Annotated in this window: 24 protein-coding genes; 20 read left to right on the top strand and 4 right to left on the bottom strand. The window is 48.0% G+C overall.

Annotated features, from left to right (window positions below; all coding sequences use genetic code 11):
• Positions 1 to 526: 526 nt before the first annotated feature.
• Positions 527 to 1807 carry an IS110 family RNA-guided transposase gene (locus SY83_RS09710; RefSeq protein ID WP_068604190.1) on the top strand — a complete coding sequence of 427 codons (1281 nt, stop codon included), beginning with the start codon at positions 527 to 529 and terminating at the stop codon, positions 1805 to 1807.
• A 561-nt stretch (positions 1808 to 2368) separates the two neighbouring features.
• On the opposite strand, the gene SY83_RS09715 is transcribed toward SY83_RS09710, so the two are convergent.
• Positions 2369 to 3259 carry a LysR family transcriptional regulator gene (locus tag SY83_RS09715; RefSeq protein ID WP_068606067.1) on the bottom strand — a complete coding sequence of 297 codons (891 nt, stop codon included), beginning with the start codon at positions 3257 to 3259 and terminating at the stop codon, positions 2369 to 2371.
• Positions 3260 to 3373: 114 nt separating this feature from the next.
• On the opposite strand from SY83_RS09715, the gene SY83_RS09720 reads away from it, so the two are divergent.
• The 9 genes from SY83_RS09720 (at position 3374) to SY83_RS09760 (ending at position 10571) form a co-directional block, all read left to right on the top strand.
• A complete protein-coding gene (locus SY83_RS09720) occupies positions 3374 to 4450 on the top strand; it encodes a YeiH family protein (protein WP_082882435.1) in 1077 nt (358 codons plus the stop codon).
• Between the two features lie 100 nt (positions 4451 to 4550).
• On the top strand, positions 4551 to 5390 hold the full coding sequence (gene ypfJ / locus SY83_RS09725; protein ID WP_068606068.1) for a KPN_02809 family neutral zinc metallopeptidase: 840 nt from the start codon (positions 4551 to 4553) through the stop codon (positions 5388 to 5390).
• Between the two features lie 146 nt (positions 5391 to 5536).
• Positions 5537 to 6232: a response regulator transcription factor gene (locus tag SY83_RS09730; protein WP_068606069.1), complete on the top strand. Its 696-nt coding sequence runs from the start codon at positions 5537 to 5539 to the stop codon at positions 6230 to 6232.
• A 3-nt stretch (positions 6233 to 6235) separates the two neighbouring features.
• Complete coding sequence (locus SY83_RS09735; protein ID WP_068606070.1) at positions 6236 to 7171, top strand: sensor histidine kinase; 936 nt, start codon at positions 6236 to 6238, stop codon at positions 7169 to 7171.
• Positions 7172 to 7320: 149 nt separating this feature from the next.
• The gene (locus SY83_RS09740; RefSeq protein ID WP_068606071.1) at positions 7321 to 8244 is read left to right on the top strand and encodes an ATP-binding cassette domain-containing protein; all 924 of its coding nucleotides are present in this window, start codon (positions 7321 to 7323) and stop codon (positions 8242 to 8244) included.
• Positions 8237 to 8935, top strand: coding sequence for an ABC transporter permease (locus SY83_RS09745; RefSeq protein WP_068606072.1), 699 nt, complete (start codon positions 8237 to 8239; stop codon positions 8933 to 8935). Before SY83_RS09740 ends, SY83_RS09745 begins: the two co-directional genes overlap by 8 nt.
• Positions 8936 to 9034: 99 nt before the next feature.
• The gene (locus tag SY83_RS09750) at positions 9035 to 9427 is read left to right on the top strand and encodes a DoxX family protein (RefSeq protein ID WP_068606073.1); all 393 of its coding nucleotides are present in this window, start codon (positions 9035 to 9037) and stop codon (positions 9425 to 9427) included.
• Positions 9428 to 9862: 435 nt separating this feature from the next.
• On the top strand, positions 9863 to 10345 hold the full coding sequence (locus SY83_RS09755; protein WP_068606074.1) for a DUF2975 domain-containing protein: 483 nt from the start codon (positions 9863 to 9865) through the stop codon (positions 10343 to 10345).
• A 10-nt stretch (positions 10346 to 10355) separates the two neighbouring features.
• A complete protein-coding gene (locus SY83_RS09760; RefSeq protein WP_068606075.1) occupies positions 10356 to 10571 on the top strand; it encodes a helix-turn-helix domain-containing protein in 216 nt (71 codons plus the stop codon).
• Between the two features lie 56 nt (positions 10572 to 10627).
• Here the strand turns inward: SY83_RS09760 and SY83_RS09765 are convergent, their stop codons facing one another.
• Positions 10628 to 10891, bottom strand: a complete 264-nt coding sequence (locus tag SY83_RS09765; RefSeq protein ID WP_068606076.1) for a hypothetical protein — start codon at positions 10889 to 10891, stop codon at positions 10628 to 10630.
• Between the two features lie 33 nt (positions 10892 to 10924).
• Positions 10925 to 11185: a hypothetical protein gene (locus SY83_RS09770; protein ID WP_068606077.1), complete on the bottom strand. Its 261-nt coding sequence runs from the start codon at positions 11183 to 11185 to the stop codon at positions 10925 to 10927.
• A 116-nt stretch (positions 11186 to 11301) separates the two neighbouring features.
• Between SY83_RS09770 and SY83_RS09775 the strand changes: the two genes are divergently transcribed.
• From SY83_RS09775 to SY83_RS09795, 4 genes are all read left to right on the top strand, one after another.
• On the top strand, positions 11302 to 11721 hold the full coding sequence (locus SY83_RS09775; RefSeq protein ID WP_068606078.1) for a hypothetical protein: 420 nt from the start codon (positions 11302 to 11304) through the stop codon (positions 11719 to 11721).
• 205 nt (positions 11722 to 11926) lie between these two features.
• Complete coding sequence (locus SY83_RS09780; RefSeq protein ID WP_197480011.1) at positions 11927 to 13537, top strand: alpha/beta hydrolase; 1611 nt, start codon at positions 11927 to 11929, stop codon at positions 13535 to 13537.
• A 280-nt stretch (positions 13538 to 13817) separates the two neighbouring features.
• Complete coding sequence (locus tag SY83_RS09785) at positions 13818 to 14108, top strand: hypothetical protein (protein WP_068606080.1); 291 nt, start codon at positions 13818 to 13820, stop codon at positions 14106 to 14108.
• 575 nt (positions 14109 to 14683) lie between these two features.
• Positions 14684 to 15223 (top strand): nucleoside deaminase, encoded by a 540-nt coding sequence (locus SY83_RS09795; protein ID WP_068606082.1) that lies wholly within the window; start codon positions 14684 to 14686, stop codon positions 15221 to 15223.
• A gap of 179 nt (positions 15224 to 15402) precedes the next feature.
• On the opposite strand, the gene thrC is transcribed toward SY83_RS09795, so the two are convergent.
• Complete coding sequence (gene thrC, locus SY83_RS09800) at positions 15403 to 16794, bottom strand: threonine synthase (RefSeq protein WP_068606083.1); 1392 nt, start codon at positions 16792 to 16794, stop codon at positions 15403 to 15405.
• Positions 16795 to 16930: 136 nt separating this feature from the next.
• Here thrC and SY83_RS09805 point away from each other — a divergent pair, with 136 nt between their 5' ends.
• The 6 genes from SY83_RS09805 (at position 16931) to SY83_RS09830 (ending at position 23876) form a co-directional block, all read left to right on the top strand.
• Positions 16931 to 17287, top strand: a complete 357-nt coding sequence (locus SY83_RS09805) for a nucleotide excision repair endonuclease (protein WP_068606084.1) — start codon at positions 16931 to 16933, stop codon at positions 17285 to 17287.
• A 374-nt stretch (positions 17288 to 17661) separates the two neighbouring features.
• Positions 17662 to 18018, top strand: a complete 357-nt coding sequence (locus SY83_RS09810) for a DUF2642 domain-containing protein (protein ID WP_231891410.1) — start codon at positions 17662 to 17664, stop codon at positions 18016 to 18018.
• A gap of 155 nt (positions 18019 to 18173) precedes the next feature.
• Positions 18174 to 19619: a DEAD/DEAH box helicase gene (locus SY83_RS09815; protein ID WP_068606085.1), complete on the top strand. Its 1446-nt coding sequence runs from the start codon at positions 18174 to 18176 to the stop codon at positions 19617 to 19619.
• A 30-nt stretch (positions 19620 to 19649) separates the two neighbouring features.
• Positions 19650 to 21392 carry an ABC transporter ATP-binding protein gene (locus tag SY83_RS09820; RefSeq protein WP_068606086.1) on the top strand — a complete coding sequence of 581 codons (1743 nt, stop codon included), beginning with the start codon at positions 19650 to 19652 and terminating at the stop codon, positions 21390 to 21392.
• 46 nt (positions 21393 to 21438) lie between these two features.
• A complete protein-coding gene (locus tag SY83_RS09825) occupies positions 21439 to 23199 on the top strand; it encodes an ABC transporter ATP-binding protein (protein WP_068606087.1) in 1761 nt (586 codons plus the stop codon).
• Positions 23200 to 23267: 68 nt separating this feature from the next.
• Positions 23268 to 23876, top strand: a complete 609-nt coding sequence (locus SY83_RS09830) for a hypothetical protein (protein ID WP_197480012.1) — start codon at positions 23268 to 23270, stop codon at positions 23874 to 23876.
• Positions 23877 to 23878 lie beyond the last annotated feature (2 nt).

Below are 23878 nucleotides of genomic sequence, written 5' to 3' on the forward strand. Positions count from 1 at the left end.
TAAGACCACTAGAGTTCGTTAGAATAAAAGTAGCTTTATACAGCAAATACCTGCATTATAGCACCAATGAACGAATATCCTAACACTCACATGACTCTAAGGAACCCTAGCGGCGCTATGGGAGGAAAATGACCACCTTCTAGATTCTAAGGAATCCCAGCAACGCTAATGTGTTTAAAGTGATGATGGAGAGGGTGCATGGGGCGAAATAGCGTGTCTGAGGTTCCTTAGCGTGGAAAAGTGGATGAATTTGGGCGGAATAAGACCACTGGAGTTCGTTAGACGATTTTAAAGTAACTTTATTCAGCAAATACCTGCATCAGAGCACCAATGAACGAATATCCTAGCACTCACATGATTCTAAGGAACCCCAGCGGCGCTATTGGAGGGAAATGACCACCTTTTAGATTCTAAACATTCCTGTATGAGCTAAGAAATGAGCTTGGACAAAAAACAGGAGCGCCTTGTATGATGGGGGTGTACGGGGTCATAGCCCTTAAGAAAACCCATCAGGAGGCGCTCCATAATGAATTTTACTAAAAAAGATCAAACAAATCAACGGATTGAACGAATCACCATGAAACATGCTGTCGTTGGAATCGACATTGCTAAAGATGCACACGCTGCTCAAATTACGGACTACCGCGGTCGGGCACTTACCCCTCGTCATCTTGCTTTTACCAATACCCAGGAGGGGTATGAGAGATTGCTTCGGTGGGTCAAGGATGTCCAGGCCAAGAAAGGGCTCTCCTATGTTGTTGTCGGGTTGGAACCTACAGGACATTACTGGTTTAATCTCGCCCATTGGCTTCGTGAGCAAGGTGTGAAAGTCGTTCTGGTCAATCCTGTAACGACTCATCGCAACAAGGAAAACCGCGACAACAGCCCTTCCAAGAACGACCCTAAAGACGCATTGGTCATCGCCGATGTGGTCAGCAGAGGATACTATACGGAGTACAACCCGCAAGCTGACACGTTTGAACAAATGAAGGCTATGGTAAGTCAGCGAGAGTTCTGGGTAAAGCAATCCGTCACTTACAAAAATCGCATCACGCGTTGGATCGACCTGTACTTCCCGGAGTTCAGTCAAGTGTTTCCCGACTGGACTCGCCTCCGTTCACTGGCCACGCTCCGTATTTATCCCTTGCCTTCTGACCTGGTAAACATTTCGGCGGATCAGATATTAGATACATGGCGCGAGCAAGGAATGAAGCGAGTCGGAGGTGTAAGTGGCGTAGCCAAGGCGACAGAACTCCTGTCCGTTGCTCAGAGAAGTATTGGTAAAGCGAATGTCCCTGAAGAAGCTCGCCTAGAAATAAAATGCTTGTTGAAAGCGTATGATGAAGCTGTAGCCGCGCTTGATGCCATAGAACTCCACATGGAGACGTTGCTAGAGTCTCTGCCCCTTACGGAACAGCTCCAGAGCATTCACGGGCTTGGTTCCATGACCATTGCAACAATAATAGGCTGCGCGGGCGATCTTCGCCTTTATGCTCATGGACAGCAACTCCTGCGGCGAGCCGGTCTTAATTTAGCGGAGTCAACATCCGGCAGGCATAAGGGTCAAATTAAACTTTCCAAACGCGGAGACGCAACCTTAAGAAAACATTTCTTTTTAGCAGTGCTATGCCTGATCCGACAGCACCCGGACTTTAAAAGGTTTCATGAACACAATGTTAAAGTCAAAGGGATGAAGAAAATGGTGTCGGTGTTTAAACTCATTGGCAAGCTTGCCCGTATGATCGTGGGCATGATTCAGCGCGGTGAGTCGTACCGTTCGGATTTACATTTCCAAGCAGTAGCCTAATTCACGAACACGCAACACTATGAATATTGACTCATTCGCAGGATCTTACAATGCATAGAGAACCAAGTGTGGGATTCGTAAGGGCTTTGACCCATCTTCTAAACGCGACTGGTCTCCACGCCTTGGACAGGCATAACGAAGGAATGTAAGGGCAGTGACCCGTTGAGACATGGGAGGGTAAGCCTCCAAGGGACAAGTGGAGTGTGCACTATATGGAAACACTATTCGTGACTTCTATTCCTGCATGCCCAAGTTCATGTTTCGAGGCTGATCGCCCCATATTCCTACAATGTTGGTTTGTTCAAAGCGATGATATCCTGCGAATGAGTGAGGATTTATGAGAAAACCCCTTAAATACGAGGGACGAATCCCAGTAGCGCTATTGTGTTTAAAGTGATGATGGAGTGGGTGCATTGGGCGAAATAGCGTGTCTGAGGTTCGTTAGCGTGGAAAAGTGAGCGAAATGCGCGTAATAAGACCACTGGAGTTCCTTAGAATAAAAGCAGCTTTATCGAAGCACGGACGTGTCCTGACTCAACGAACCAGCTTGGCGGAATATCTTCATGGTGTGGAACCCTGATGCAAAGCGCTCATGAAAGCCGCCACGTTCTTTTTGCTCGCCATGATGGGGGAGTGGACGGAGGAGAGCATTCTTTTGAACGTATGATCGGGTATAGAAAGAATGGTCAGTTGTCGGTGATGGATATCCCGCTCGATGACTTTGTAGGATAGCAGGGAGAGGGCGTTCAGGCCGCTGATCATCGTCTCCTTGATGCCCTGGTTGCTGCTCACCGTGAGCATGGACTTCACCTTCAGCCCGTTCGACCGAATCACATGCTCGAGATATTCCCGCGTGCCCGAACCGTCTTCCCTGGTCAGCCAAATTTGGTTATTCAGGTCTGCCAGTGTAATGTTAGCTTTCTTCGCCAAGGGATGGTTCGCGGACGCCACGAGATGCAGTTCATCCTCCATAAAGGGTTGTACCCGCAGCTCTTTCTCATTCGTCTGCCCTTCGATTAACCCCACATCCACTTTAAACAGGCGCACCGACTCTACAATTTCCTCTGTATTCCCAATGGTTACTTCAAGTTCCAGATCCGGATAGTCGCTCTGAAGCTCCACAAGCAGCGCCGGCACCACATACTCTCCGATTGTGAAACTGGCCCCAATCCGCAGCTTGCCCTGAATGACCTGATGATGCTCCAAAATCTCTTCCCGCGTCTGTTCATACAACGAAATCATCTGCTTCGCGCGATCGTAAAGCAATTCGCCGGTGGGCGTGATCTTCAGAAATTTGGGCGAGCGTTGGAACAGTTGGGTTTGGAATTCTTGCTCGAGGTTTTTGATATGCAGACTGACGCTGGGTTGGGAAATCAGGAGTTTTTCGGCTGTTTTCGTAAAATTCTTTACTTCGGCCAGAGTCACGAATGTTTTCAACGCGTCGTAGTACATGGGTCACCGCCTTATGATTAGAATTACTGATGATTATTATTATTTATATGTATTTTACTAATAACTGACCCTTCGGTAAAGTAGAATCAGGACTTACAGAAGGATGTGTGCACAATGGGGAAGGCAGCGACGGGTGTTGTGAACGGTGCGTTGAATATTACGCCGAACAGGCGGTTCATGTTTATATACGGTGTCGGTGTTACAGTTCTGTTGGCGATGGGTGCGAAGATGTTGGCCCAGATTCCGTACCTGTCGATGATGGGTTCGCTGGTGCTTGCGATGCTGCTCGGCATGGGGTGGAGAGCGTCGGTGGGTGTGGGGGAAGGGATGATGCGGGGCGTCTCGTTCTCAGGCAAAAGCTTGCTCCGTCTCGGCATCATCCTCCTCGGCATGCGATTGAATCTGGCGGATATCGTTCATGCCGGTTGGGGGATGTTCGCGATTGCGGTCATCAATCTGGTGTTCGCGCTTGGCGCGGTCTATGTGCTTACGCGGTGGATGGGCGTGGAACGGACACTCGGCATTCTGACCGCCTGCGGCACGGCGATTTGTGGCGCTGCCGCTGTAGTGGCTCTGGCTCCGCAGCTCAGAGCGAAGGATGAAGAAACGGCCGTAGCGGCGGCGACGGTTGCTGTGCTGGGCACGATCTTCACGGTAGCGTACACGTTGCTGTATCCGGTGTTGGGGTTGTCCGCGGCGGGGTACGGCGTGCTGTCGGGCAGCACGCTGCACGAAGTCGCGCATGCCATTGCGGCCGCCGGAGCGGGCGGGAACGAGGCGGTGGACATCGCCGTGATGGTGAAGCTGACGCGGGTGGCAATGTTGGTGCCGGTTGCGCTGGTACTAGGCTATATGATGCGCCGGGGAGAACGCGTCAAGCAGGGGACGGGAGATGAGCCAACCGAGGCCGCCGGCAGGAACAAGCGGAGCACTTTCGCCATCGTGCCGTGGTTTATCGTAGGCTTTGTGGCCATGAGCGGCGTGAATACGTTGGGGCTTGTGCCGGAATCGGCAGCCGGTATGCTGGTGAACGCGGCGTACCTGCTAATCGGTATGGCGATGGCCGGCCTGGGCTTGAACGTGGAGCTGAAAACCTTCCGCCGAATGGGATCTGGCGCGTTTTTGGCGGGGTTGGTTGGGTCTGTTTTGCTATCGGGCGTAGGGTACGGATTGGTGTGTTTGTGGGTTTGAAAGGATTGAAGTGCGTGACAACTCCGATTTGCGTTTACAAGAGAATATAGTAATCCCGTCATACAGGAAATTACACATATATTCTAGAGGAGGAACACGCATGAAGTGGAGAGGGCGGCAAGGCAGCGCGAATGTGGAAGACCGGAGGGGCATGGGCGGCAAAATGGTCGGCGGCGGGATCGGAGGGATTCTGATTATCGTCATCATGACGCTGCTCGGCGGCGGGGATATGGGCGATGTGCTCAGCAATGTAACCGGCGGCGGTCAGAGCGCGGCGCCTTATGAGGAAACGGCTCAGGACAAGGAATTGTCCGAGTTTGTGTCGGTTGTGTTGGCGGATACGGAGAAAGTGTGGACCGATGTGTTCGCGAAGGAAGGCATGACGTATGAGAAGCCGACACTGGTGTTGTACTCGGGCAGCGTAGAGTCCGCATGCGGTCAGGCAGGTTCGTCGGTGGGGCCGTTCTATTGCCCGGGGGACCGGAAGCTGTACATCGACTTGAGTTTCTATGACGATCTGCAGCAGAAGTTTGATGCGCCGGGCGATTTTGCGATGGCTTATGTGGTGGCTCATGAGGTCGGACATCACGTGCAAACCCTGCTGGGTACCTCGGACAAAATCATGCCGCTCCGCCAAAAGCTAAGCGAACAGGAGTTTAACAAGTACCTTGTGCGGTTTGAGCTGCAGGCGGATTATTACTCCGGCGTGTGGGCTCATCATGCGCAAGGCATGGACCTGCTGGAGGAGGGCGATGTAGACGAGGCGTTGAACGCGGCTAGCGCGGTCGGTGACGACACGCTGCAACGCAAGGCGCAGGGCCGCGTCGTGCCGGAAAGCTTCACGCACGGTACGTCCGAGCAGCGTAAAGCCTGGTTCTACAAGGGTCTCGAGAACGGCACGCTCCAGGGCGGCGATACGTTTAAGGTGAAGACGCCTTAGGTGAATAAATTATTAACTTTAAGACACAGCAAATTATGTTCATATAAAGGAAATATCTAGGCCACAAGGAATAGTATATACAGAGCGTAGCTGCAGCTTGCAGCTGCGCTTTTTTCTAAAGTACTGAATTCTTGGGGGACCACCATATGCCGAACCGAATTCTGCTTGTAGAGGATGACAAGGAAATTAATCAGTTACTTGAGAGTCATTTATTACAAGAGAATTATACCGTACTTACCGCGTTTGACGGCGAGGAAGCAGCGGCTCTATTGAATAAGGAGAATTTCGACCTCATCTTGCTCGATTTAATGCTCCCGAAGTTAAGCGGCATGGATCTTCTCAGAAAAATCCGTGAAACCAGCGTTGTACCCGTGTTAATTATCTCAGCAAAAGTCAGCGATCTTGATAAGGCGCTTGGCCTAGGATTTGGCGCTGATGATTATATAAGCAAGCCTTTCTCGATGATCGAATTAACGGCCAGAGTACAAGCCGCTATTCGAAGGTCAACGCAATACATTCAACCTGAAAACCAGGCAATCCCGCATACGCTTCAGTTTAAAGACTTAATTCTGGATACACATACGTATACCGCACTGGTTAGAGGCCAGGTCGTTCAACTCACCTCCAAGGAATTTCAGATTATGAAACTGTTCTTAACCCATCAAAGTAGGGTGTTTACCAAGGAGCAAATTTATCAATTCATCTGGGAAGATGATTATTATGGGAATGAAAACGTCATAAATGTTCATATCCGGAGACTTCGAGAGAAAATTGAAGAGGATCCGTCAAATCCCCAACATATCCGAACCATATGGGGAATCGGATACAAACTGGGAGGATAGCGTATGATAGTTCTCCTGTGTGTGATGATTGGCCTGTTGGCCGTGGGTAATGGCTGGCAATATGTTTCCCGAAGAAAACTGACTCAGAATATCCATGTAATATCCGATAAAATAGCCGAAATCATTGAACAGGAAACGGCTGAGAAAGTACTCTTGCAAACGAATCAGCATGCGATTCAGCTTATGCTCATTCAAACTAACCGTCTTCTGGCGTACAATCAGAAAGTCATTGCCGATTATGCCAAAACTAAGGACGGCTTAAAGAAATTGATATCAAACATGTCCCATGATTTAAAAACCCCTTTGACCGTCATTCTAGGTTATGCGGAGAAATTGAATCAGGACAGCACCATGTCGGAAGAGGAGAAGAAGCATGTTATTACGCGGCTAAACCATAAAGTAAATGGTTTGGTCGCTTTGTTGAATCAATTTTTTGACCTGGTAAAGATGGAGTCGGAGGATTATAAAATCCCTTTAAGAAAACTGTCGCTTAATGAAATTTGCCGGCAAAGCGTGCTTGAATTTTATGATTTGCTGCTGTCTAAAGGACTTCAAGTAGAACTCGACATCCCGGAACAACCTCTCTATATTCTAGGTAACGAACATGCGTTGCACAGGATCTTCAGTAATCTTATTACGAATTCGATTCGATACGGAAGTGATGGCGGCGTGTTTGGAGTAACGCTTAGGGAAGTTGGAGACACTGTCGCTGTTGACTTTTGGGATCGGGGAAAAGGAATTGCCGAGGTGCACCATGATCGCGTATTTGAAAGATTGTACACCTTGGATGATGCCCGAAATCTACAGTTTCAAGGAAGCGGGTTAGGTCTCAGCATTTCGAAGCGTTTAACGGAGTCGATGAAGGGAACGATGGCCCTTAGCAGCAAACCCTTTGAAAAAACGACCTTTACGTGTATTTTTAAACGAATGACATACTAAATTTTCTCTCGTTGGGATGTTCTGCTGAACATCTCTTTTTTTTGGGGCTTAGCGTAAGAAACTTGTAAGGATTGAGTAAGAAAAAACTTGAATTCGATGGTTATGATAGAGATAACACAAAGAAATCATGTGAATACGGAGGGCAACTAATGAATGACATTATTCGCACTTATGAACTTTCGAAAGCCATACATGGCCATACCATCCTATCTGATGTGAATCTTCATGTAAGAAAAGGCGAAATGTACGGTCTGCTTGGTTCGAACGGCGCCGGAAAGACAACGATTATGAAATTGCTGACAGGGATCGTCCTTCCCAGCTCAGGGGAGATTACATTGTTTGGAACGAGGCTTACTGAAACGAACAAAGATGTATTAAAGCGGGTTGGAAGCATTATTGAGTATCCGATTTTCTTTGAGCACCTGACGGCCATGGAGAACCTTCAGCTTCATTGTGAATATCTAGGTTTTTACGATAAAAAAGCGATAATTCAAGCGATGGACATGGTCAATTTACGAGGAGTCGAAGATAAGAAGGTCAGGGGGTTCTCGTTAGGGATGAAGCAACGGCTGGGCATTGTTAGAGCCGCAATTACGAAGCCGGAGCTCATTGTGCTGGATGAACCCACCAATGGACTTGACCCCGTTGGTATTAAAGACATGAGAGAACTGATACAGATGTTAAACAAGGAGTATGGCATCACCTTCCTTCTCTCTAGTCATATCTTGGGCGAAATGGAACTGCTAGCTGATCGAATTGGCGTGGTTCAAGACGGAAAACTGGTGAATGAAGTAACACTGGCGGACATTCGAAAGCAAAGGACCGATTATATTGAACTCGTGACAACGCATGTACAAAGAACTGTTTACTTACTTGAACACGAGCTTGGTATAACCAATTTCAAAATGGTGTCAGATCAACGAATTCGGATTTATGATACGGTTTTGTCTTCCGGTGAGATTACCAAAATACTAGTCTCTCATCATATTGAAATAGAGGAGATCCAGAAACATACGAGCACACTGGAAGATTTCTTTTATCATCAAATTCAAGGGGGAGTTACAGTTGGTTAAGCTGATGATGCTGGAATGGAGAAAACTAGAACAAAGAAAAGTAATCGGTGAAGTCATCATTTATTGGGCTATCCTTATGTTCTTGCCGGCGTTCTTTCTTAAAGTCGTGCTTGCCGATGAACCGACAGTTACGTTCGGGCAGAGTTATTCCCATGCTATTCAACTGATGCTGCCGATTCAAATGGGATTTCTATTATTTGGCGCTTCCCTTATCAATCATGTATTCATAGAGGAATACAAGAATAAAACCATTGCCCTTTCATTCGGGTATCCCATTAGCCGGAAGAGGTTGGTTATGGCCAAAGCTTTGTTTATCGGACTGTCGGTTTTCATCTGTACGTTGATATCCTTTGTACTCTCGGGTATAACGACTTATGTATTGGATCAGGTGCTTGATGTAATTAAGGGAGAGCCAACATTGGCAGATCTCATAACTTATACCGGAAGGATGATTATTCATTCTATCGTTGTAGCATTTGCCAGCCTGATCCCGCTGTTTTTCTTTGGGCTCTGGAGGAGAGCGGTTATCCCAACCGTAATATGTGCTGTATTTCTAATGCAGTTCCCTAATTTCCTTGGCATGGTTCAAATTACTTTAAATCTGGATATCATTTACACAGTACTAAGCTTAGTGGGCGTGGGGAGTGTCTGGTTGTCGGTTAGAATGGTGAATCGATTGGGGGATCTATAAACCCCACACAGTCATAAAATGATTTATTTATTCCTTTGTCGATTTTCACTTTGTTCATTCGTCGTATACACAGAAGGACCAAAAAAGGAGAGATCGACGATGACAAAAACAATATCCAAAAGCCGACTATGGACAGCAAGAGTGATGAGCGGAATAGCAATTGCATTTATGTTGCTCGACAGTATTATGAAACTATTTAAACCTGCGTTTGTAGTGGAACCGACTGTATCATTGGGATTTCAGGAGTATCATATTATATGGTTAGGTATACTCGGACTTCTTTCCACAGTGCTATATGCTTTACCTCGTACGACTATTTTGGGTGCGGTGATGTTGACCGGTTACTTTGGCGGCGTGATTGCGACACATATTCGTGTAGACGCACCACTGTTCTCCTCGATTCTCTTTCCCGTTTATCTGGCCGTGTTCGTCTGGGGAGGGCTTTGGTTGAGGAATGAGCAAGCGCGCAATTTATTTTCTTTGCAGAGGTAAATAAAATTACAAACTTTAAAATCGATGCCTGCGATGGGTATCGGTTTTTTTGTGTGCGGGTAAGGTGCGGGGAAGGGGTAGGAGCGGTAAGGTAACAATCTGGTGGTCAGCGCACTCTAATGAATCGTCATAGCATTAAAGGCGCTTTTTTAGCTAATTTGGAGTTGTAACGAATCGAGATATCACTAATTGCTCTATAAATGCATTTTTGGTGGATTTGAGGATAATAGTGATGTGACGATTCGTTAGCGCGGGAAAGGGGTCTTTTTGAGCCAATTAGTGTGCTCTCGATTCGTTAGAATGTTGTCCGCTACCCACAGCCCATAGTTGAGATTGCCAGAGTATGTTCCGAAAAAAATTAACAATACATATTTATTGCAAAACGATAAATAATGGTTTATTATCAATATGACAATAACGAAGTGAGGTGCGGTTATGGAACGTGGTTCAACACTGTTTTTGAAAGTAACGATTGTGCTTATTGGCATGGCGTTTCTGGCTTTGTACATCTTTTTGGTGCCGGAAATCGGGAATTTCGCCGCAGAACTTTATCCGAATCTGGCTTACCTGAAGTACCTTGTGTGGTTGAATTGGTATGCGACGGCGATCCCTTTTTACTTTGCTTTGTATCAGGCATTGAAGCTGCTGACCTACATCGACAAGAACACAGCTTTCTCAGATTTATCTGTAAGAGCGCTCAAGTATATTAAATTCTGTGCCGTTACGATCAGCGCCTTGTTTGTGTTGGGCCTGCCGCTCTTCTATATGATGGCGGAGCTTGACGATGCCCCGGGAATTATTTTGATTGGAATGGTTCTTATCTTTGCATCGATGGTGATTGCCGTCTTTGCCGCTGTTCTTGAGAAGCTTCTGAAAAATGCCATAGATCTAAAATCAGAAAATGACTTAACGGTCTGAGGTGAATAACATGGCGATTATAATTAATATTGACGTGATGCTGGCCAAACGAAAAATGAGCGTAACCGAGCTGTCGGAGCGGGTTGGAATTACAATGGCGAACCTGTCTATATTGAAGAATGGGAAGGCCAAAGCGATCCGTTTATCGACGTTAGAGGCAATTTGTAAGGCTTTGGAGTGTCAACCAGGGGATGTTTTGGAATACCGGAGTGAGGATGATTATTAGCTTTAGGACAAAAGCTTTAAAACGCGCCACCGTCTAATGACGGGGCGCGAAATTATTTAAAGTAATTGAGTTACTTGTGGAGGCATGTGAACTGTAGTGTCAATAACAACTACTTTGCTGCCTTTTTTGTACTTTTGAGTGAGGATGGGGCTCAACGTATTTCTGACCTTGCGGTTTAAAATTAGCGTTGCATTGTCTCTCTTAGCAACGTAAACAGCACGACCTCTTAAAAATTTCCGAGTCCATTGGGTATCGAATTGAATTACTTCATTAGTCAGTTCAAGTATATTGAAATCGCGAAAATATTTTCTTCTTGCCACGTGCTATCCCTCCTCTTAACCTGTAGTTGTGAATTATAGTACTTCTGTCGTGTGAGGCGGAACGTGAAAAGCCGCATCGTCAACAACAACTCGGCTTCCTTTTTTGAACCGTTGGATGATGATAGGGCTTAATGAATTTTTGACCTTGCGGTACAAAGTTAGGGATGCATTGTTTTTCTTAGCAACATAGATAGCCCGGCCGTTGACAAACGAGCGTGTCCAATGCCTGTCGAACTGTACAACCTCCTTCAACCCCGATACGCTGAAGTGTCTATCATAAAATTTTGAACTCATCTATCTTCACCTCCTAACCTAGCATATGCTAGTAGGATCTTAACGTTTGTGTGTATTAACCATAGATTATAGATTGGATTATAATAGGGGAATGTTAATCTGGGGGTACTTTGTAGATGAAGAAGATAAGTACATATTTAATCATTATTTTATCATTGAGCGTAATTATACTAGGTTTTAAACATTATGAATCTCAAAGTCAAAAAAAGGACCTTCAAAACTCTATAGATCATGCTTTTAAGTCTCAGATCTATAATGTAATAGGTGATTTGAGTGTGAAATTAGATGATTATACGTATAAATTCGTGATCTCAAGTGTTTCCAATGCCGCAACGCTGGCTGAGCTTACTTCATACGAGGAAATGAATGATGATCTGGATATTAGTTTGCAGGATTTGTTTGTTAAGTTAAGAGAGGGAAAGCCGGAAGACTTAACGACATCACGAATAGATGAATTAAGAGAGATTTTTCATATCATGATCCAAAACACTGCCAATCCCGACGCCACGGACAGATTAATGCAAATAGCGAATTAATCCTACAACCCCACAACCACCAGGGTTAGAAACATTTCCCTGTGCTTGGTTGTGGGTTTTTTTTGACGTGACAAGTAAATGGTTATACTCTAAGAGTACAGAACTTTAACTACATAGAAACTAGGTGGTTGACTTGTTATTGTCTAATTTGTTCCGAACGTATAGAAAAGGGTTATTGTTCATCTTGCTTGTAGTTGTGATTGGAATGACCGCAAGTTGTGCCCCTAAAAAAACGGCGGAACCGCCCCCCGTCGCGCCTTCCAACCCTGAAGCGGAGAAGACGCCAGAACCGGAGCAAGAGGTGTTTGGGAAGCCGACGGTAAAGTCTTTTGATCTGGGTGTTGCCGAAATCAAGCAATCCTCCGGTAAGAATATGCCTTACCATATCAACGGCGTCATCGGTGTACCAACGGGAACATCCCCCCGTCCGGTAGTCATCATTGTCCACGGTAACCACCCTGTCAAAAAGTACGATGATCCGATTTATGCGGAAGGGTTTACCTATCTGGTCGAAGATCTCGCTGAACAAGGATATTTAGCGCTAAGTGTGAATGTATTCGCCCATCGCATATGGGAATATGGTGAACCCATTGGAAATGTGCGTTTGAACGCCATCATGAAGGATCACTTCGACAAGCTTGATCAAGCGGTCAAGGGTACGGATCCGGGATACGGTCTGGATTTGAAGAACCGGGCGAACCTTAAACAAGTCTCTTACATCGGGCATTCTCAAGGAGGAACTGAAATTTACGAGATAGCCCTGGAGCGCATGAAACAGGGTTCCCCGCCCCCCGATGGAATGTTGCTCGTTGCCCCGGGCGGGGCGTTGGAAATGGAAAGGTTGCCGGATGTTCCAACGGCCTTTCTTACGCCTCAATACGATGGGGATCTGTCAGGTCTGATCGGATACAGGGTTTTCGACTTTTATTCTGATGATGCTAAACGGAGTAGTTGGACCGCGATGACGTATATTTACGGCGCCAATCATAACTTCTTTAACTCCAAGCTTGAAGGAAAAGATGACGGGGTCCAGAGAGCGAAAGAAAACGACAACTTACGCAAGCGTCTTACGGCAGCTGAACAACGGGACTTCCTGTCCAAGTACGCCGTTGATTTCTTAGGGACCGTCTACGGTACCAATCCCAATGAGATGTTATATGAGTTTAATCAGCCTCAAGCCGGTAGTTTGTACGGTCATCCCGTGCTCACCTCGCTCGTTCAGCCTAAACGTATGACAGATGTATGGAATGCGGATAAAGAGCAGTCGTCCACACAGAACGCCATGGGCGGAGCCATCGTAACGGAAGGGGTCTCCATACGCACCGAAGTGGAGAGTTATATCCCGAATAAGGATGAAACCGGTGCCTACATGCATGCGGGAGAACAGGAAGGGATGAAGCTGAATCGGGTGAACTGGCAAAAAGGTGGAGGCAGACTTACCCTGGAAATTCCGGAAGATAAACGGGATTTGTCGGGTATGCAGTCACTGTCTCTGTACATGGCGGTGGATTCTGCTAACAAGTTAAACGCTGCGGGCCAAAATCAGGCGTTAACCATCACTCTCCATGACACCTCAGGCAATGAATCCAAAGTAGTGTTAGACTCATCTACGCCTGCATTAACTTATCAGCAAGGAAAACTGCTTGATAATGAATTTATGGCGATGTGGTCGACATTTGCACCGCTAAGTACAGCCAGAATTCCGATGGCTTCTTTCACCGACATCGATTTAAAGCAAGTTGATCGGTTGTCGCTGGTGTTTGATCAAACCGATCAAGGGTCGCTGATGATTCGGAACATTCGGTTGGTGAAGTAGGAAATGAAAAATGGATAGAGACTCAGACGTATCTGAGATCTCTATCCATTTTTATTAGGCAGTAGATTTATGTTAAAATAAGGAAGCTACTCATTCATAAGTTTAGCGCTTGCATGCCTGTAAATTCGAGGAATCGTCGTCCCACTTTCATCATCTGTGGTGCAGCAATTGCGCTGCGTGTATGGCTAACGGTGCAGAATTTAAAATAGGATAACTGGACCTTTTATATATATTTTAAATAGATGTTCATCTTAAATAAAAATATAATGGAGGCATAAATATGTGGTTAATATTAGGATTTATTGCCATAGTAGCAACTTTTATAAATCTTTATATGTATAAAACAGGTAAAGATTATAAACTTGCGATGGCAATGGGATTATCATTCACAGCATTGACACTCTGTGCAGAACATAGCCTTGTATCTAATTGGGTAAAAGGTGAAGATTGGTCAGCTTTAATGGATGTTGTACCTACTATGGAAAAGGCATTATGGTTTTTGACAATTGTTTCTATCTTACTTAATATAGCACCTATACTTTTAGAATTAAAAGATAAAAAAGCCGAATAATAGAATCAAAGAATCAGCAGACATTTAAGAAAGGGTGGCACATTTGAAAAAGTACAATATTATTCGTCCGATCATGCTAATTGCAGTTGCGCTCCTAACGAGAAGCTTAGTTACCAATCTTTGTATGGTTATGGGGATGGAATCCGAGCTAGCCCAAAACATAGGTTTCATTGCCATGCTTATTGCAGCGATCGTGGTCTTTTCCAGAATCCGGAGAAGTCCGAAATAGGATTTGCACCGCGCGCTTTTGAACTGAGAAGTCATATCGAAAAAGCGGAAATAATTGAAACTTATTTGGAGCAAATGGGCCATAATCCGATGAAGATACGGGGTAACTGGATACAAGTGGATAAAGCCTATGCCAAAACGATTGCTGAGATAATAAGTATTTACTTTCTTGAGAAATTTCAACCTGATGCAGGTTTTTATACAAACGAGAAATTTGATTCTAGTTCCGGCATGACATTGTACAAATCGGGATCCTTTGGGCGACAGATCCTTTATAATAGACTGTCTAAACTCTCGTATTAAGCTATCGGGAAACTATAGTTCAATAATGTTAGGATGAGTGGAAAATGGACAACCAGTATGAATACCTTCTACTAGCTTTCGAAGAAGCGCAAAAAGCAAAAGAAGAAGGGACTTTCCCAATTGGGGCAGTAATTGTTGATTCTAACGGAACCGTTGTTAGTCGAGGTAGAAATAGAGTTTTTTCCAGCTGTGATTCAACATCACATGCAGAAGTAGACGCTATAAGAAAGGCTGGACATAAGATATTAGATGTTGAAAGCAAAAAATTTATTGCTAATAACGGACTTACGTTATATACAACATGTGAACCATGCCCAATGTGTACTGGAACAATCGTGCTTTCTTTGATTAAAAAGGTTGTATGGGCTGCGAATGATGCTGATATCGGAGCATTTAAAAAATTTAAGGAAGGAACAAGTCAGTTGCCTATTTATAATGATTTGTTCAATGACATTGAAATTGTGGCTGCTCCCTACTCGGATTTAGAAATTAGGCAAAGACAAATGTTGGCCGAATGGAATAATAATCGGGGTTACACTGATACTCATTGGAATAAAGAATTAATATATGACGCGGAGCGTTAATTTACGAAAGATTTATTCCCAGGTGATTAACTATCGAGGAACGATAGCTCAATGAACCGTCTTTTCACACTACGGTGCATTTCTTATGGTTCAATAAAGACAATTGAGTTCAACACAGCAAAAGATAAAAGGGATAGAGCTTCAGAAATACTCTGAAACTTCTATCCCTCTTTATTGTCCTAGAAAAATCCCAGTAACTCCGTTTTAATCTCCTCGTTGCTGCCGCCGACAACCTTCTGGAACTGCGGCTTGTTGAACAACGCCTCGATCTGCGCCGGATACGTCTGGCTGATGCTCCGCAACCGGATCGACTCGTCGAACTTCGCCGGATGCGCCGTGGACAACGCCACGGTCACTTCGCCGGCCGCAGTCAGACGCTCCGCAGCCACTACGCCGCACGCCGTATGCGGATCGAGCAAGTAGCCTTGCTGCTCATGCGTCCCCTGGATCGCGTCCAGACACGCCTCGTTCTCGACACTGTACGCGGCGAAGTCCGCTTGCACTCGCGCCAGAGCCTCGCCCTCGATGGCGATCCGCCCCTCGGCCTTGAACTGCGCCATCAGCGCCGATACCGTCGCCGCATCCTCGCTGTACAGATAGAACAGGTACCGCTCGAAGTTGCTCGCCACCTGAATATCCATGGACGGGCTGTGCGTCCCGCGGAACGCGCCCGGCTGGTACACGCCTTCGTTCACGAAGCGCGCCAGAATGTTGTTCTCGTTCGTCGCCAAGATCAGCTTGTTTACCGGCAAGCCCATCTTCTGCGCCAGGTAACCTGCAAAGATATCGCCGAAGTTGCCCGTAGGCACGCTAAAGTTAATTTTGTCCTCAGCCACGCCCTGGTCGACCAAACGGAAGTAAGCGTAGAAGTAATACACCGTCTGTGCCAAAATCCGCGCAATGTTAATGGAGTTGATCGCACGCAGATGATACTGGTGCTTGAAATCCACATCCGCGAACAGCTCCTTGATGATGCGCTGGCAATCATCAAAGGTGCCTTCCACCGCGAGATTCAACACATTGGCGCTGTCCACGGTAGTCATTTGCAACTCCTGTACTTTACTCACCTTGCCGTGCGGATGCAGAATACAGATGCGAATGCCTTCCTTGCCTCGAACGCCTTCGATGGCGGATGCGCCGGTATCCCCGGAGGTTGCGCCTAGAATATGAATAATGGAGTTATTGCGGCGTGAAATATAAGAATAGAGGTTACCTAGGAACTGCAGAGCAACATCCTTGAATGCGAACGTAGGGCCGTGGAACAACTCCAGCACATACAAACCGTCATGAATCCGTTGAACCGGCGTGACATCTTCGTGGCGGAAAGTGCCATAGCTGTCATCCACAAGCTTCTTCAGCTCTTCCCGAGGAATTTCCCCGTCCACAAATAATGAGAATACTTCAAGCGCAAGCTCCGTATAGGAAAGCTTCTGCCATTGCTGCAGCGTATCTTGGGATATTTGCGGGAGGCGTTCCGGCACAAGCAAACCGCCGTCGTCAGCCAGTCCCATCAGAACCGCGTCGATAAAGCCAATCGGGGCCACTTGTCCCCGCGTGCTGATGTATTTCATAATAGTCTCCTTGTACAATTGGAATATTATTATTATTGTAGCTTAAGGGAGCCTTGCGGTCGACCCGTAAAACATGGTTTTGCCAGAAAAAATGTGATAGGATGTACACCTATATTGAATGAGGAAGTGAGCCGCCGTGATTCTGATTACGATTCCGACACCGACTGTTACGATTCACAAGCAAGAAGATCCCCAGTTGAGCCACATTAACGGGTTTACCGATTTCCACCTGATTACCAGAGAAGAGGGCGGAATCTACATGTTCTATAACGCGAAGGACGAGCTCCTGTTCGTGGGGAAGGCGCGCAAGCTGAGACCGCGGATCAAGAAGCACTTCGAAGACACCGTCTCTCCGATCAAAAACCACCGGGATGAAGTCACCAAGATCGAAGTCTGTATCGTACCGGACGCCGTAGAGCGGGAAATCTATGAAACCTACATCCTCAATAAGCTACAAGCAAAGTACAACGTGGACAAGGTATTATATAAGTAGGTCAAAATGAAGCCATAACCGCGATCCGAATCGGATGGGTTGTGGCTTTTTGCGTAGAAAAGTAAGATCTATGAAGGTAACGATTTTCGTTGAGCCGCAATGGAATTACGCTGTTTTTTGCGGGAATCAGGAAAATGAATTATATAACGTAACGATTTTCCCACAAGTGTAGCCGCGGAGACACTTGAGAGAAAATCGTTTCTTTAATGATCGAATTCCCTCTGAGGCTTACAAATATAAAGAAAAATAGGCACGTACGAACGAAAACCAATACCGTGTCAGGCGTGTCGCTCTGTACTAAAGCATATCAACCCCTAGTATCGCATAAGTAATACCTTATAACACTTTATGCGACTTACCGGGGAGGCTCCGCTATGAACATGAACGGCCCACAACACACGCAACACCCCAATCAGGTCAATTCACCGCAAAAGCCGATAGATCAACCCGCTTACGTCGGTCAGATGGCCTCGGTGCATTCGCCAATCATTCCGATTTTGGGCGTGCCGCAGCCGAATGTGTATGTAACAGACCTTGATCCGGTGTTCGTGCAACATATGAGCCGGCACCAGGGGCAGCCGTTCGCGGTCATGACCACGGTGGGACGCATCGAGGGCATCCTTGCGGGCGTAGCCGTAGATCATATCCAGATCAATCTGGACGACCGTTCCGTGCATATTCGAATTGCACAGATTGTGTATTTTGAAGGCCCGCTGGCATCCTATCGGTAACGCATAGAACAAGCAGATGCCTGGGTCCGGGTTCGCGGGAGAGGGGCAGCTTTTTTGGCATAGGGCATGATGATATAGACTAGGAAATGGTATAATATTGTTACGATAAATTTAATACCACAAATGTGAACAACCGGAAGGATAAACTATAAATCATGAGCGACAATACATTCCAAAGCTACAATCTATCCGACGACATTCTGCGCGCATTGGAAGACTTGGGCTACCAACAGCCGACCGAAGTGCAGAGCAAGGTCATCCCCGTGGCTCTCAGCGGCAAAGACCTGGTTGTGAAATCCCAGACAGGGAGCGGCAAGACAGCCTCCTTCGGCATACCCTTATGTGAGGGCGTGGATTGGAACGAGAATAAGCCGCAGGCGCTGGTGCTGACCCCGACGCGGGAGCTGGCTGTGCAGGTGAAGGAAGATATCACGAACATCGGGCGGTTCAAGCGCATTAAAGCGACCGCGGTGTTCGGCAAGCAGCCGTTCCACATCCAGACACTGGAGCTGAAGCAGAAATCCCACGTTGTTGTGGGCACGCCGGGGAGGGTGCTGGACCATATCCAGCGCGGCACGTTAAATCTGCAGCGCCTGAAGTATCTGGTCATCGACGAGGCCGACGAGATGCTGAACATGGGCTTTATCGATCAAGTCGAGGCGATCATCAACGCGTTGCCGAAGGACCGCATCACGATGCTGTTCTCCGCAACACTGCCTGAGGACGTGGACAAGCTTAGCCGTAAATACATGAACGAGCCGGAACATATCGAGATCCAAGCCAGCGGTCTCACCACGGCCACCATTGAACACGGCATGATCGAAGTAAGCGAAGCGGACAAGCCCTCCCTGCTGGAAAAGATGACGATTACGGAGAACCCGGACAGCTGCATCATTTTTTGCAAAACGCAGGAGGGGGTTAATCAGGTATTCAGGCAGCTGGCGGACGCGGATTACCCGGCGGATCGGATTCACGGGGGCATGATGCAGGAGGACCGGCTGGAAGTGATGCAGGCTTACCGCAGAGGGCAGTTCAGGTATCTGGTCGCGACCGACGTAGCAGCACGGGGCATTGATATCGAAAGCATCAGTCTGGTCATCAACTATGACACGCCGCTCGACAAGGAGAGTTATGTGCACCGGACGGGGCGTACAGGGCGCGCGGGCAACAGCGGGAAAGCGCTGACGTTCGTGACGCCGCATGACGGCAGAAGACTGGCTGAGATCGAAGAGTATATCGGGTTCAAAATCCCTGAGCTTGCAGCGCCGACACCAGCTGAAATCGCCGCAATGACGCCTGCGTTTCAACAGAAGCTGAACATTAAGCCCCGCCCGAAGCAAGACAAGAACGCGGTTCTCAACCAGGAGATCATGAAGCTCTACTTCAACGGGGGCAAAAAGAAAAAGCTCCGCGCCGTCGACTTCGTAGGCACCTTGGCGCGAATAGAAGGCGTTACCGCCGAGGATATCGGGATTATAACGATACAGGATAATGTGACTTATGTGGATATTTTGAACGGAAAGGGTCCGCATGTCATTCAGGCTATGAAAACCACAACCATCAAAGGCAAACAACTTAAGGTGCACAAAGCGAATAAGTAGGCGGAGTCCGAAAGGAAGAGGTGGGGAGCATTGTCTTTTGTTACGCGGTTGCAATGGTTTTTTAAAGAAAGATGGGGGTATTATGCGCTGGCCATCACCTTGATGGCGGGTGTGAGCTTGCTTACAATCGTTCCGCCCAAGCTCATCGGAAACACGGTCGACCGAATTCGGGAAGGGGATCTGACCTCCGCGGGACTTACACAAACGGTGCTTCTGCTCATCGGGTTATCCCTGTTGCTTTATGTCATGACGTATGTGTGGATCACCACCTTGTTCGGGAACTCGGCATTGATCGAGAAGCTGTTGCGGGGGCGTTTTCTGGCGCATATGACGCGGATGACACCCGCATTCTTCCAACGCAACAGCACAGGCCAGCTGATGGCGCTTGCGACGAACGATATTCTGGCCATCGGACAAACTTCGGGGTACGGGGTCATGACGCTGGTGAACACGCTGGTGGGCGCCTCGGTGGTCATCATTACGATGATCTCTCTGGTGAGCTTCAAGCTGATGATCGCGGCGCTCATTCCGTTGCCGCTCTTGGCTTTCGTCATCAGCAAAATCGGCAAGCAGGTCCGCACCCGATTCCTGGCGGCACAGGCTTCGTTCGGACGCATGAATGACCACGCGCTGGAATCGATCTCCGGCATTCGCGTCATCCGCTCCTACGTGCAGGAGAATGATGATGTGAACGCGTTTGATGAGGTTACCTCCGATGTGATGGAGAAGAACAAGCGGGTTTCGTTCCTGAACGCGATGTTCCAACCGCTGATTTCGCTGATTGTGGGCGTGAGTTACTCTATCGGCATCGGGTATGGGTCTTACCTGGTGCTGGAAGGCGAGATTACACTGGGTCAGCTCATTTCCTTCAACATCTACTTGGGCATGTTGATTTGGCCGATGATCTCGTTTGGCGAGTTTATTAATGTGATTCAGCGCGGCAGCGCCTCGGCGGATCGCCTGGATGATGCGCTGACGCAGAAGCGGGACTTGATAGACGCGGCGAAACCCGTAGCGGTGGAGGTGCCGACATCCATCGAGATGCGGCGGCTGACCTTCACCTACCCGACGGCGAATCAACCGAGCCTCCGGGACGTGTCCTTCACGCTCGAGCGCGGACAAACTCTGGGGATTGTCGGGAAGACCGGCAGCGGCAAGAGTACGCTGCTCAAGCAGTTGCTGCGGCAATATCCGGTGGAGCCGGAGCAGTTGTTCGTCGCGGGGCATCCGGTCGAGCAGATTGCCATCGACCAGGTGAAGCGCTGGGTCGCGTACGTGCCGCAGGAGCATCTGCTCCTGTCGAAGTCGATCCGCGACAACATCGCGCTCGGCAAGCCGGATGCGACGCCGGAGGAGATCGCCCGCGCCGTGGAAATGGCCTCCTTCACGGAGGACATTTCCCACATGCCGGAAGGGCTGCGGACGATCGTCGGCGAGAACGGCGTGATGCTCTCCGGCGGCCAGAAGCAGCGGCTGGCGATTGCCCGGGCGCTGCTCATCGACTCGGACATCCTGCTGCTGGATGACGCGTTATCGGCTGTGGATGCCCGGACGGAGGCCCGCATCCTGCATCACATCCGGCTGGAGCGCACAGGCAAGACGACGCTCATCTCCACGCACCGTTTGTCCGCCGTCAGCCATGCGAACTGGATTCTCGTGCTGAATGACGGGCGGGTTGTGGAAGAAGGGACGCATGAAGAGCTGATGCTGTTCGGAGGCTGGTACAAAGAGCAGTGGGAACGTCAACAGATGGAAGCGAGTCTGGAAGAATAGATTCGAGTAGAGCTATGGAATTCCAATCCACAGGCAGGAGGCCGTTATGAAGAATCCATCACAGCAGTCCACTGCGAGAAGGCTGATCGGGTACGCGCTGGATTATAAGTTCAAGATTATCGGCGCATTGCTAATCCTATGCGTTGCCGTCGGCGCGGAGCTGGGCGGGCCGTATATTACGAAGACGATTATCGACAAGCATCTGGCGCCTGCTGGCGGGGGCGATATCGGTGCGATCCTGGGTCTGCTTGGGCTGTACATGGGGCTGTTGCTGCTCGCCAGTTTAGGCAACTTTACACAATCTTATTTGCTGCAATCCACTGCGCTGCAGATTATTAAGAACATGCGCATGGATTTGATGCGGCATATTCAGCGGATTCCGCTGAAGTATTTTGACAATACGCCGATTGGTCAGATTGTGTCCCGGATTGCCAATGATACCGAAGCGGTACGCGATCTGTTCATGAGCTTCATGGCTACGTTCGTCGTGAGTTTCGTGCAGTTGACCGGGATTTTCATCGCGCTGTTCATTCTGGATGTGCGTCTGGCGCTGTTTTGTTTGCTGTTGCCGCCCCTGTTCGCGGTCATCATGGTTGTTCATCTGAAGTATTCCAAAGTCTTCATAACCATCATGCGGGCCCGGCTCAGCGACATGAATGCGATGATTAACGAGTCCATCGTGGTGATGCCGATTATTCAGGCTTTTCGGCGGGAGAACGTGACCCTGGATGAGTTTGAAGTGCTGAATAAAGACCGGTATGTCAACCAAGTGAAGCAGTTTCGGGTGTTTTCCCTGTCCTCGCGGAACATCGTGGGAACGATCGGCAGTCTGGTGACGGCGGCGGTGATCTGGTATTTTGGCCGGGAATCATTGGTGGCTACGATCTCGTTTGGCGTGTTCTATGCGTTCATTGACTATCTGGGCAGGATATTTCAGCCGATTATCGGGATTTTCGATCAGTTGACGAATGCGCAGAGAGCTTTTGTATCCGCGGAGAAAGTGTTCACGATCATGGACATGGAAGGCGCCGAAGTGGAGAAGAAGGGGACTGTGGCGCGGCCGCAAGGGATTGTGAAGTTCGACAATGTCACCTTTGGCTACAAAGAGGGGGAGCCGGTGTTGAAAGGCATCTCCTTCGAGGCTCGCAAGGGCGAGACGATCGCGCTGGTCGGTCACACAGGTTCGGGCAAAAGCTCCATCATCAACCTCCTGCTAGGGTTCTATGAGCCGGGGAGCGGGGAAATTTCGGTGGATGGCCGGGATATCACGACCTATTCGAAGCAAGCGCTGCGCAAGCATATGGGGATTGTGCTGCAGGATCCGTATCTGTTCGCGGGCGATATCAAGTTTAATGTGAGCTTGTACAATGACGAGATTACGCTGGAGCAGGTGAAGAGGGCGCTCTCGGATGTCGGCGCGGCTCCGTTCGTGGAGCAGCTGCCGCAAGGATACGATGAGCCGGTGGTGGAGCGGGGTTCTACGCTGTCTTCGGGGCAGCGGCAGCTCATCTCGTTCGCGCGGGCGCTCGCGTTCGACCCGTCGATCCTCATTCTCGATGAGGCGACGGCCAGCATCGACAGTGAGACCGAGGGGCTCATCCAGCAGGCGCTGGGGGTTGTCAGCGCGGGCCGCACCACGCTGATCATCGCGCACCGGTTGTCCACGATTCGGGAAGCGGACCAGATACTCGTGCTCCATCGCGGCGAAATTGTGGAGCGCGGCAACCACGAGGCGTTGATGGCGCTGCAAGGACGCTACTTTAAGATGTACCAGCTGCAGAAGGGCGAATCGGTATCGGCGATCTAGTGTGCCTCGGCAGTTGATGAGCGGTTGCCCAGGGCAACCGCTAGTTTTTTGAGAATTAATTTCCTAACATGGAGAGGTTATTGTTGAAAAAATCAGTCAGGAATTCAATTGTACTTTTCTCAACTCTAGCCTTAGCTTTAGGTGCGCCATTATTATTTAATGAGCTACAGGCTGAATCTAGTGCACCGGAGATGATTTCTCCCGAATTAAAAGGCGTTTGGTATGTTCAACAAGATTATGGCGAGAAAATTCCTGAACTTATCAGAATGGTTTATAAAGATTATATTAATGAAACTCAGAAAGGGTCATTCCCTGACACTTATTATCTTGAACATGGAAAATCTGACGATGATGTTAAATATGTATTTAAATTTAATGAATTAGACTCACAAAATTCTAGAAGGCTTATTTCTTTGCTTAAAATAGAACTTGGAAAACGAGTAGAAATCAGACAAGCAGCCAAGGTGAATTATACTAATTTGATAAGCAATTTAAGTAACGAGTATAAAAGAAAAATACAGTCATGCAATTATGATCATAGAACAGATACCGTTTATTTAGTTGCTGATCTATCTGATACTGAATTTTTAAGGATACGAAATAAATATAAGCATATAAAGTTTAAAACTCATAAAGTACAACATAAGAGTGCTGGTCCATCATATTTGTTTAAATAATT

The organism is Paenibacillus swuensis, assembly GCF_001644605.1.
Classification (GTDB): domain Bacteria; phylum Bacillota; class Bacilli; order Paenibacillales; family DY6; genus Paenibacillus_N; species Paenibacillus_N swuensis.